Source organism: Paraburkholderia sp. CI3, assembly GCF_050436505.1.
GTDB classification, from domain to species: domain Bacteria; phylum Pseudomonadota; class Gammaproteobacteria; order Burkholderiales; family Burkholderiaceae; genus Paraburkholderia; species Paraburkholderia tuberum.
The window spans coordinates 1,115,098-1,126,693 of sequence record NZ_JBNDMI010000004.1 but is presented as its reverse complement, the minus strand read 5'-3'; the positions used below and the strand labels follow the sequence as shown (position 1 = coordinate 1,126,693).

The 11,596-nt window shown below is 60.5% G+C and carries 5 protein-coding genes and 3 pseudogenes; 3 read left to right on the top strand and 5 right to left on the bottom strand.

The annotated features are described in order from the left end of the window. Positions 1–2,228: 2,228 nt before the first annotated feature. Positions 2,229–2,717: pseudogene (locus OKW29_RS26595) on the top strand (transposase); the annotation flags it as partial. 27 nt (positions 2,718–2,744) lie between these two features. Here OKW29_RS26595 and OKW29_RS26590 read toward each other — a convergent pair. Both OKW29_RS26590 and OKW29_RS26585 read right to left on the bottom strand, forming a co-directional pair. Next, positions 2,745–3,029 (bottom strand): annotated as a pseudogene (locus OKW29_RS26590) (GNAT family N-acetyltransferase); the annotation flags it as partial. 9 nt (positions 3,030–3,038) lie between these two features. Continuing rightward, positions 3,039–3,299: a DUF1778 domain-containing protein gene (locus tag OKW29_RS26585; RefSeq protein ID WP_429293207.1), complete on the bottom strand. Its 261-nt coding sequence runs from the start codon at positions 3,297–3,299 to the stop codon at positions 3,039–3,041. A 104-nt stretch (positions 3,300–3,403) separates the two neighbouring features. Between OKW29_RS26585 and OKW29_RS26580 the strand changes: the two are divergent. Next, a pseudogene (locus tag OKW29_RS26580) lies at positions 3,404–3,538 on the top strand (tyrosine-type recombinase/integrase); the annotation flags it as partial. A gap of 593 nt (positions 3,539–4,131) precedes the next feature. Next, positions 4,132–6,300 carry a DEAD/DEAH box helicase gene (locus OKW29_RS26575; RefSeq protein WP_429294941.1) on the top strand — a complete coding sequence of 723 codons (2,169 nt, stop codon included), beginning with the start codon at positions 4,132–4,134 and terminating at the stop codon, positions 6,298–6,300. A 92-nt stretch (positions 6,301–6,392) separates the two neighbouring features. Here the strand turns inward: OKW29_RS26575 and OKW29_RS26570 are convergent, their stop codons facing one another. From OKW29_RS26570 to OKW29_RS26560, 3 genes are read right to left on the bottom strand one after another with little or no spacing between them, the layout of a single operon-like run. Next, a complete protein-coding gene (locus OKW29_RS26570; protein WP_090800543.1) occupies positions 6,393–7,577 on the bottom strand; it encodes a Wadjet anti-phage system protein JetD domain-containing protein in 1,185 nt (394 codons plus the stop codon). Further along, the gene (locus OKW29_RS26565) at positions 7,574–10,945 is read right to left on the bottom strand and encodes an ATP-binding protein (RefSeq protein WP_429293206.1); all 3,372 of its coding nucleotides are present in this window, start codon (positions 10,943–10,945) and stop codon (positions 7,574–7,576) included. Before OKW29_RS26565 ends, OKW29_RS26570 begins: the two co-directional genes overlap by 4 nt. Next, positions 10,938–11,594: a DUF4194 domain-containing protein gene (locus OKW29_RS26560; protein ID WP_429293205.1), complete on the bottom strand. Its 657-nt coding sequence runs from the start codon at positions 11,592–11,594 to the stop codon at positions 10,938–10,940. The genes OKW29_RS26565 and OKW29_RS26560 overlap by 8 nt, the downstream gene beginning before the upstream one ends. Between the last annotated feature and the right edge of the window lie 2 nt (positions 11,595–11,596).

Here is an 11,596-nt window from a genome sequence, read left to right as displayed (position 1 = left end):
ATACGTAGGCGTTTATCTGTCGCACTCTGCCGCCAGACTGCTGCCTATTATTGAGTTAAGAGGACGTTAACATCCGTCCGCCTGAACGGGGCGAGTGCGCTCGAAAAGCAAGTGGTGCGACGGCATCGCTATGGGCTGCACGTTCTACAGCCGCAAGCGTCTCGTCAGGATACACCTCGGCGACCTGGCGCCATCGGGATTGGGTCGGAGGGCCTCGGTGAGGACCTGCACGCGACTCGGACGGTGCCGTCGACTGGGGTGCCTGGCGCGCCACCGACGCGGCTTCGGCGCCGTGGCCAAGGCCGACCCGAACCGTGCCGCGGAGGGTTCGCTGCAGAGGCGCTCCTGGTTCGTGCCCCTCCGCACCTCCATCAGACTTCATGCGGGTGCCTTCAGCGTGGCCCATCTCTCGACAATTTTCCGGCTCGCCAACGCCACCGGACAAAGCCGTGAGACCCGATCTTTGCGATCCGCGACCGAAGGTAAAGGCAGAGAGCGTAACGGCAGCCGCGGAGGCACGGATGACCGTTGCGCCTCGGAAGCTGCCCGTCGACATGAAGAGGCGTCCAACGGCAGAAGTGGGTCGTGTTCAGCCGATCGCTACCTCGCTGGGTTGAAGCTGGATAAGCAAAGTGCATGAGTCGGCAGCCGGTCACTTTCTGCCGCTCGCCTGAGTCATGCCGCGGTCGTTCGACCGGCTGGTTCACTTCAAAACGCGCCCGCTGCTCAATGCGCGGAGGCAGGTCACGCCGAGATCTATCCTCGCAGATCCACAATGGCGCACGCATACCCGCGTGACGGGCAGACCTGCGCGCCTAAGGATGAAATGGCCAAACGATCGCGATGGCTATCTGGCCATCGCAGCAGGGAAGGCAGTCGCCGGCACGTTTGCCATCATCACGCGAACATCCAAAGCTGGGCAACAATTGCCAATTCCAAAATCGCGAGCCGCAATAAGGGCGAGATGTTGCGCTGAACGTGTCCTTTTGTCGATGCAGCGCTTTCGCCCCATGCTACCGAGTCTGTAACCGAAAAAGATTGAGGCTACCATCCATTGATGATCCGGTTTCGCGTGGTATCGAAATCGCGCTAAGCCTTGCCCATCAAAGGTTTGATCCTAAAAAACAATACCTTGGAATCGTGGTATCAAAACGGGCGTCCAGAACTGTCCGATACCACCGCGTCATCGGCTGTGCTCGCGCAAACGTTTGATCCCGAAGAAGAAAGTTACGCCCAGCGATACCACGAGGCAAAAAGCCCCCAAACATCACTTTTAGCCGTTTTTTTCGACGGGGTGTGTTGATGACTCAGACGGATCATCAATAGCCTTCACAGAATTTAATTAGCCGTCTGATGCTTACCGGAAAACTATTAATGGTTTTTGAGTTAAGAGTGTCATTGCCCATCAACTCCTAGGGAAACGCTGATTAATGAACTGTCGGATCGGCTTGCAGATCAAGACGCGTCAAATTTTCTGGATAACGAATCGAATCGACGCTCATTTCGGTGAATTTGGCTCGCAAACGAGCCCCCCTCTCTACTTTTCAAAAGAGGGGATATGAATGAGTTGGCTCTTTTCGCAGGCGCTGGTGGAGGAATACTCGGCGGCCACTTGCTTGGATGGCGAACCGTCTGCGCAGTTGAGCGGGAGCCTTATGCCGCAAGCGTACTTGCAAAGCGGCAAAATGATGGCCTTCTCCCCGCTTTCCCGATTTGGGATGCCCGCAAACCCACGCGGAGTCTAGCTTTTCGGGGAAAACTTTACCGTCATGCCCGGAATCGCATTGACGGTAACAATTGAAACCCGAATTTCGAACAAAACCATACCGTCCGGTTTACCGACACTTGTACCGTCTTTGATACCGTCAAATACGCCCAGCTTTCTACGGAATGGTGGAGATACTCATTAAAAATCAAATGCTTAGAGGCAACGTTGCACTCTGATAGACAATCCGAACACGCCTCGTAAGCCATTGATTTAATTGAGATATTTTTACCCTCATTCCCACTCACTCATCAATAGCATTTCTAACGTATTGATTTTGTAGCTCTTTCAACCAGTTACTTTTGCCGATACCACGCGGAATACCACGATTGCAAATTGCCCGGCGCTGCCTGTTGTTGCCTGCCTCAGCTAGATGCAAAGGCAGATCAATCGCATGCACAAGCATCGCACGTACGCCAAGATCTTTTGCGATCGAGCTAGCGCGATTGAGGGCGTCCTTCAAAAGGGCAGCCTGGCAATCACAGAGAAGCAAGGCCTGATCGTCGGCGCACGGGCGTTCCCGGGCAACCCCTACGACGGCCACACCCTGGCTGAACAGCTCGAGCAGACATCGATCCTGTTGCAGGAGGTGCCGGGCGCACCCCGTGCGAAGACGGCGCTGGTCGATCTCGGGTTTCGCGGCAAGAGCAGGACGTTGTCGGCACCCCAGCGCCGCTGGCTCAAACGGCGACAGGCCATCGAGCCGATCATCGGCCATGTCAAGCAGGATCACGGCATGCGACGCTGCTGGCTGAAGGGGCAAACTGGCGACGCCCTGCATGCGGTGCTGTGCGCCGTCGGCTATAACCTGCGCTGGCTGCTGCGCGCCATCGCCCGGCTCGGCATCAAGCCTGCCTTTTTTGTTCTCATGGTTCTGCGCCTGTTCGTCGACTTCACGTCGATAACGTTGCTTTCACGCTCCGCACGCGGCTTCCTTCAACTCGCTAAATGAATTTAGCAGGTCCGACTTTGTATTTGCGTCTCGCGCTAGCCGGCCAAGCACAACCACCGGAATTGGATCCGGCATATTTCGACGAACGTTGCCGGTTGCATCGACATGGGCAACGGCTCCAGCCGCGAGGGCATAGTAGCCGTAGACGCGGCCGGTATCATCGGTCGTTACAAATACACGGCTTGCCCCACTGTTGTGGTTAGTCAGGGCGCGCCGCTTCAACCAGTCGTCAAGCTCCAGCCTTCCGCAGGAAAAGCTGGCAACGTCGTGCTCGGCCGGCAGCGGCTGCGGAGCAGAAAGCTTCCGATTCATTCGCTGTTTTCATTCCAAGGGGTTTTCACGTCCATCAGACGTGCAAGACCCGCGTTTGCGAACTTTCGGCGCGTCTAGCAATTCGGTGAACTGCTTAAATTTTTCCGAATCAAGCCCAAAGAAAGTGCGATTCAGGACGACGGCCTGAGCGCGCTCGCAAGCGGCCTCCAACATAAAGTCAGAGCGGCTTTTGCCAAGCAGGCTCGCGGCGTAATCGATCAGATCACGTTGCTCTGGCAAAGCGCGAAGATTAATAGGTGCGTCGCGCATGATGCACTCCATACTGTATATACGATAGATATACGTATGGATAGAGCGATGTATATCTGATGTCAATACGCGCCGTGGCAGAATCAGTCAGGTTTCGGCCTGGCGACTGGATCGAGAAGTGCCTGGCGCACGAGGACGGACGTTCCTCGCGTTCGATCTACAACAAGGAAGAGTACGCCGAGCAGCGGCGCCACATGCTGCAAGAGTGGGCCAACATGGTCGATGCCTGGATCGACGGGTAGAGCTACGTGCCGAAACTATTGCCCGAGAATGAGGTAGTGCCGGTGCTGAGTGCCGCCTTGTGTGTCGAATCTGCGGGCGATGGAGGACGAGGCCCGGGATATACTGTGTGTCCTCTTTTTTACCGAGCCGGTAGGCAATCAAGGACGCCTTACGGACTCGATCCGGGGGCGGATTCAGCCGTTGGCGGATTGACTGGATCTGGCCCCCGCGTGGGAGGCAATCCGAGACCCGCTGGACTTCGCATTGTTGGAGCGGGTCGGTCGCGCAAATATCACGTCAAGTCATGACTAGCAAACACTCTTCCACCAAGTCACGTCGATCCTCGAAGCTTTCCCGCATCCACGCCCCCGATCACATGTCGCCCGCCGACTGGCAGCGCGCCTTGCGTCGGCAATTCGGGCAAGAGCAAGCGTTCTCGCTGGAGAATCTCGGGACGGAGACGTATTTCTCCGAATTCCGCGTCGGCAATCCGGAGTCGAGCTTCAGCTATCGCGTGTCGATTCGTGGGGTCTGCCCGGGCGACAACTTTTGCGACTGTCCCGATTACACCACCAACGAACTCGGCACCTGCAAGCACATTGAATTTACCTTGTCGCGACTGCTGCGCAAGCGAGGCGCAAAGGCGGCCTTCGCCCGTGGTTATCAGCCCGCATTCTCGGAGCTGTATTTGCGAAACGAGGGAGGGCGAGCGGTCCATTTTCGCGCCGGCGCGGATTGTCCGGCAAAGGTAGCCAAAGCGGCCGCCGCTTTGTTCGACGAGTCTCGGCGATGGCATCTGCCGGAGGACCGTTTCGAAGATCTCGGGCGCTTTCTCTCCAAGGTGGCGAAGGCCGGGCACGAATTGCGCGCCCATGACGACGCGCTCGATTTCATCGCCGGCCGAAACGATGCGGCGCGCCGTGCCAGGATGCTCGACGGGCAGTTTCCGCAAGGAGGGGCGACGCCCTCGCTAAAGAAGCTGCTCAAGGTGCCGCTCTATCCTTACCAGGCCGAAGGCGCATTGTTCGCCGTGCGTGCCGGGCGCGCCTTGATCGGCGACGAAATGGGCCTCGGCAAGACGGTGCAGGCCGTCGCGGCGGCGGAAATCCTGATCCGGCATTTTGGCGTGTCGAAAGTGCTGGTGATTTGCCCGACTTCGCTCAAGTATCAGTGGCAGAGCGAGATCACGCGGTTCTCCGGCCACGCTTCGAGGGTAGTCGCGGGCAGCCTTGCCCAGAGGCGGGGCGAATATGCGGCCCAGGATCTCTACAAGATCACCAACTATGAGAAGCTGAAATCGGACCTTGAGATGATTTCCGCGTGGGCGCCGGAGCTGGTCATCGTCGACGAGGCGCAGCGCATCAAGAACTGGAACACCATTGCGGCGAAGGCTCTCAAGCGAATCGACAGCCCCTATGCCGTCGTGCTGACGGGAACGCCTCTCGAAAACAAGCTGGAGGAACTCGTTTCCATCGTTCAATTCGTCGACCAGCACCGTCTCGGGCCCACGTGGAAGCTGCTGCACGAACATCAGGTCAAGGACGAGGCGGGACGCGTGACGGGATACACGGGCCTCGAGAAGATCAGCCAGACCCTGGCACCGATCATGATACGGCGTCGCAAGTCCGAGGTGCTGCTGCAGTTGCCCGGGCGCACCGACCAGAATGTGCTGGTGCCCATGACCGAGCTGCAGATGGCGTATCACACGGAAAACGCGGACATCGTGGCCAAAATCGTCCGGCGCTGGCGTAACACCGGGTTTCTGTCGGATCAGGACCAGCGGCGCCTCACCTGCGCTTTGCAGAACATGCGCATGTCGTGCAACAGCACCTATCTGCTGGACCAGGAAACCGATCATGGCGTGAAGGCCGACGAGCTGGCGACGTTGTTCGAGTCGCTTTTCACGCAGCCGGACGAGAAAGTCGTGGTGTTCAGTCAATGGACGCGCACGCATGAGATAGTCATTCGCCGGCTCAAGAAGCTCGGCATCGGCTACGTCAGCTTCCATGGCGGCGTGCCGTCGGAAAATCGGCCCGCGCTGGTGCAGCGCTTTCGGGACGATTCGGACTGTCGGGTATTTCTGTCGACGGACGCAGGTAGCACGGGGCTCAACCTCCAGCACGCGTCGACGCTCGTGAACATGGATCTGCCGTGGAACCCGGCGGTGCTGGAACAGCGCATCGCGCGCATCTATCGGTTGGGCCAGAAAAAGCCGGTACAAGTCGTCAATTACATCGCGAAGGGAACGATCGAGGAGGGCATGCTGTCGGTGCTGGCTTTCAAGCGCTCGCTGGCGGAAGGCATCCTCGATGGCGGCGCCAGCGAAATTCTGCTCGGTGGTTCGCGCCTGACCCGCTTCATGAAGGATGTCGAAAACGTCGCGGGGCGCATGGGAGAGAGCGAGGTCATGGCCGCGGCGGAGGAAGCCGCGAGCGGCGCACTCGTGTCCGGCGACGCGGCGCGTGACGCGAGCGTCGTGGAAACCGATTTCGCCGGTACCGGAGAGCGGCCTCAAGCTGCGACGACCATCGATACAGCGCCACGAGGCGCGTCCCTCGAACCGTGGTCAGGGTTGCTGCAGTTCGGCGCGGCGCTGGCGTCGGCGTTGAATGAGCCGGGCGACGGCGCGGTTGCCGCACACCCGTGGGTCGAGCGCGATGCCGTGACGGGCGCGCGAAGTCTCAGGTTGCCGCTGCCATCTCCCGAGACGGCAAGACGACTGGCTGAGGTGCTGTCGACGATCTCGGATGCTCTGCTGCGCAACGGCAGCGCAAACTAAAGTCGCTGAACGTGGGAGTTGGGGCAGGCATCTTCGAGGCGGCCTGCTTCGAGTCGTATTCGAGTTGTACGTGGCGGTGAGATGGGGAAGTTTTAAGCGCAAGCCCGCTCTTCGAGCGCCGCCCTGACCCACCCGAATCCCACGCGCTCTTGCTCGAGCCGCAATCCATGGCGAATCCGGTTGTCGCGGAGGTCATCGAAGAGTTCCCGCTCTTTGGCAGTGAGCCGCGGCAGATCGCGCGTGACCTGATCGCCTTCTTCTCCCCAGAACGCTTCATGCGCCACCAGCGTCGCGCGGTCCATCAAGAACGATCCAACATGCGGGAACCGGCTGCGCAATTGATCGAGAATGGCGAAGCCGTGCGTGTCGATGTCGCCCCAGTAGTGGAGCGCACAGTCCGTGAGCCATCGCGCCGGCTCGAGAGCTTCCCAACCGTAGCCCGCCCCGAAGAGCACGATCGACTGCGGAACGTCGGGAAACGCCAAAAAATTTATCTCGTTTTCCGTAATGAACACGTGGCGGCATGGCAGTGTGAGGCGCGCGAAGCTGTCAGCGTCGAGTGCGATGTCGGGCCGGCCCATGCCGGGCAGAACGGCGAGCCTGTCATCGAGCGCGCGAAATCGAATCCGAGGCGGCTTCTCGCGGAACCCGTAGCGAGCAGCGAATTGGGCGGCGGCTGTCCGGCTGCTGTCGATTGACTCCGACGGCAGCACGAGATCGAGCCATTGGGCGAGGACGCCGCGCCGCGCCTCGATGAATTTCGTGTCGACGTTGGCGATTTCGGCTTGGCGAAGATATACGCCCGGCTGCGGATGTGCTTGCAGCCAATCGACGACTGCCAGCAGTCGTTCCCAATCGCCTGCGAATTCGAGTGCTTGCAACGGGCGCTGCGCAAGCCACGTGGTGAGCTTCGGCTGGCGGGAGCGTGTGATTTCGAGCAGACGCTCGAACTGCGCTGCGTCGCGGCGCTTGCCGGCGACCGCGAGCGCATCGTCCAGACTGTCCACCCAAGCTGCTTGTGGCAAACGCTGCAGGCCGAGAATTCGATGATTGATTTCTCGCCATTCGATGCGTACGCGCGGTGTCGCGGCAATCTCCGCGATCCATGCGCGTACCGCGTCGAAGCGTTCGGCCAATTCGGACGAGCTCGGGCCTTTTATCGTTAGACGTAGCGGGAACAGCCCCTCGGTGCCGTCTACGAGGCTCCGCAGCCATTCGCCACGCTCCCATAGGCGCTGGAGGCGAACGCGCAGTTCGGCGGTCGTCGTCCAATTCATTGCTCGAACTCCGCCTTGCGCGCGCGGTACTCCTCGATCGACAGGTTGCGCAGCTTCGAGGCGCGTCCGCCCTCGTTCTGAACGAATCCGACGCTCGAAACGAATGGCTCGATGATGTGAATCTTCTGCAGTGGCGTGACGATCAGCAGTTGCAGGTTCAGTTTTTGAAACAATGTGAGACCGTATTGCGCCGATTCGTCGGAGCCTCGTCCAAACGCCTCGTCGATGACGACGAAGCGGAACGATCGAGAACGCACGGCGCCCCATTCAAGGCCGAACTGATAGGCGAGACTCGCGGCAAGGATCGTATAGGCGAGCTTTTCCTTCTGGCCGCCCGATTTACCGCCCGAGTCCGAATAGTGCTCGTATTCGCTGTCGTCCTCACGCCAACGCTCGCTGGCGGCGAACAGAAACCAGTTGCGCACGTCGGTCACTTTGGCGCGCCAGCGCCGGTCCTGCTCGGTCAACCCTTCGCGGCCGCGGAAGCGGTCAATGATCCGTTTGACTTGCAGGAACTTGGTCTCCGAATATTGGCTATCGTCCGAGCCGGTGAGTTCGCCCTCGGTGCAAGCACGCAGGTCGCTCTGGAATTCGCGGATCTCCGCGTCGGGGCTGGACTGACTCTCGAGGACGATGTATCGGCCCGCGTTGTAGTCGATTTGTCGCAACGATTCGTTGATGCGTTCGATACGTTCCTTGATCGTTTGCCGTTCGCGGGCGAGCTGGGCGTGGAAGTTGGCGATCTCGTTGATCGTATTGACGTTGAGCAGCTCTTTGAAACGCGCTTCGAAGCGCGGCAGATCGTCCGCTTGCAGCCGCGCGAGCATGTCACGGTACTCTGAGGTCGCGTCGAGGCTCGCATCGAAGTCGGCCGTTTCGAGCTTGTAGGCATCCTTGAAGGCCGCCATGGCCTTGACGATTTTTTCGGCAAGGCGGCCGAGCGACTTCGTTTCGTTGTCGATACGGGTTGTCAACGCCTCTCGCACGTCCCGCTCGCGGTTGTCGCATGACTCGACGGAAAGCTGGTGTTCGCCGAGAATCTCCGCTCGCAGCGCCTCGATTCGCTCGGCAAGTTCGGCATTCACTTCCGCAACGAGCGCGTGCGTCTCGTCGCGCAACGTTTGCGCTGCCTCCCGCCTGGCCAGGATACCGCCCAGTTCCGAGTCGGTTTCCGAGATCGCCGCTTCACTCTCTGTCAACGACGCTTGCGCCGAGTCCAATTGGGCCGTTAGCTCCGCGAGGGCGTCGCTTGCCGCTTCGAGGCGGGCTTTTTCGTCTGCCAGACGTGCGATCGCGGTCGCGCAGCTTCCCCAGTCGATGTCGCGGAAGTCGACGAACTCGCCGATGCGCGCAAGCGCTTCGAGCTGCTCGCGCACCTTCGCGTGCTCGCTTTGAGCTTCTCCAAGCTTCTGTCCGATCTCGCCAAGCCGAACCTCGAGCGCTCGCCGTTGTGCTTCGAGGGCGGCAATTTTGGCCGTGTTGCTCCAACCCAGCACGTAGCGGCTGCGATCGTCAAGCGCGCGGCGGTCGTCTTTTTCGTGGCGCTCGCCAAGCGCTTTCGCCTGGCCCGCACGCGTGATCGCGCGCATCTCGCGCCGAAACTGCTCCTGCGTATCGCAGCATGCATAGTCGAACCGGCGGCCGATTTCGCGCTCGAGCCAGCCATAGAACAGCGAATCGGGCTTGATCGCGAGCTTGTGCGCGAGCGAGTGGCGGTGTAGCTCGATGGCCTCGGCTGCACGCGCGGCGCGTTCAGAGCGCACGCGAAAGTAGACGAGCCGCCCCCGGAGATGAGTGCGATCGACCCACGCCGCGACGTTCGCATAGTGCTCGTCGGGCACGAGCAGCGACAGGCCGAAGTTGCGCAGGACGCGCTCGGCGGCGCCCTCCCAATCGCGCGCATCCTCTTGCACCTGAATGAGTTCGCCGGCGAACGGCAGGGCGTCTTCCTCCAGACCGAGCGCCGAGCATAGGCTCGCCCGCATCGCGACTTGTTCCTTCGGGATGTTGTTACGTCGAGCTTTCAGGCTCGCGATTTCGTCCTCTAGCAGATCACGCTGCGCTTTCCCTTCGCGAAAGGCCACGCTCCATTCGGTAATCGCATTTTGCTCTTGCGCTTCGTCGTCGACGAGCGAGCTGCGCCGCTCGGCCAGACGTTGGCGTTGGGAAGCGAATGCGGCCTCATCCGTGGCCTCGGTTTCGCCGAGCAGCGTAACGATGGTGGCATAGCGTTGCGCGCGTTCGCGGCGACGCGCGCTTTCTCGCTCGTGCTGGCGGATTTCGACCTCGAGCTGCGCGATGCGATCGCCGCCTTGTTCGGCCACGGCGCGGCGCAAATCGTCCACGCGCTGGCGCGCATGGTCGCGCGCTTCTTCGTGCCGCGCCTTGCGTGATATTGCACGCGCGTGATCCTCGTCGAGCAATTGGAGGCGGCGCTCGATGAGGCCGAGCTTGAGCCCGGCGAAGTAGGGTTTCAGTGCTTCACGGCACGCTCGCCAGCCTTCGAGAACGTGTCCTTGCTCGCTGTGGCGATCGCAGTCGTCGACGAGCGGTGTCAGCAGTTCCACCTGGCGCTTGGCTTTCAGTACCGCCTCGTGCGCGCGATTCAGATCGTCGAAGTGAGTGATCAGTGCGTCGACGCGCGGTGCAACGTCGAACGGCTCAAGCATGTGGCTGCGTACGAAGTCGGTGAGATTGCCCACCGATTTCATCGATACCGTTTGATGGAAGAGCTCGAGCGCTTGCTCGTTTTCGATTCCAAAGCGCCGCCGGAACCAGGCGCTGTATTTCGGAAATGTGTCCTCGATTTCGGCACCCAGCCCGCGCAGCTTTTTGCGCAGCTGTGCGATGTCGGTGCCGAAGCGCGAGAAGTCAGCGGCGATCGAGAGATCGCGTTCGGCACAGACGAAGAATCGCGCGGGTTGAGCGTGTGCGTCTTTCATCCAGAACACCTGCGCGAGTGTGACTGTGGCATCGTACCCGGCGTTACGAAACACGCCCAAAATCACCGAATAGCTGTTATGGTCGCGCAGGCTCACGGGCTTGGCCGTCCCCGTGACCTCGTTGCGCTCCGACTTGTAGTAGCCAAGCACATACGAGCGTAACGTACGTTCCTTGCTGTCCGCGCCTGCCGCCTTGTTGTAGGCGATGCGCTGCGCGGGCACGAGGAGGGTGGTGATGGCGTCGACGAGCGTCGACTTGCCGGAGCCGATGTCTCCTGTCAGCAGGCCGTTGCGGCCATCGACCCGCAGCACCCAGACTCGTTGGTCGAAGGTTCCCCAATTGAAAACCTCGAGCCGCTCGAGGCGAAAGCCCGTCAGGGCGTCGTCGACGGCAAAATCGAGGCCGAGCGTACGCGGCTCATTCATCGCGACTCTCCTGTTGGTCAGAAACCGTCGAATCTTGAAGGTGGTGCGCCCGATAGCTCGCGAGCCGCGCGTCGAAATCGAGCAGCCATTGCGCATCGACGAACGCCTTGAGAATGCGCCGCACCTCGAATGTGGGCGGTCCGCTCGTGGTCTTCATCCGGCGTAGGAAGCCGAGCTCGACGATCTTGTTCACGTGTGTATCGATCTGATCGACCAGGCGCGCCTCGTTGGTGCTCGCGGGAAGGAATACGCGTACGAGCTCGACGATGTCCTCGCGCACAAGGACGAGCCGCGTGTCGCCGCCGCCAGCATCCCATTCCGCCAGCTTCTTTCGCAGCAGCGCGAGCAGCAGGCTCACGGGGAACGAGAGTGGACGCCGGGCAACGAGCCGGGGTAGCTTGGCCTGTTCCCCATCGACTTCAGCGTCATGCGCGGCGCGGCTTTTTACGAAGGCGTAGCCTTCCGCCTCGTCCACGACGAGCTCGAGGCCAAGCACGGCGACGTAGTCGCGCGCGTGCGTCTGCAATTCGAGCAGTGCGGCCCAGAGGCGCTCGTTTCCATCACGATAAACCACGCCCTTGAGCAGCGCGATGGCAACTGTCGACAAATCACCTCGACCAGGCGACGAGGCTTGCTGTTCTTCCGTCATCT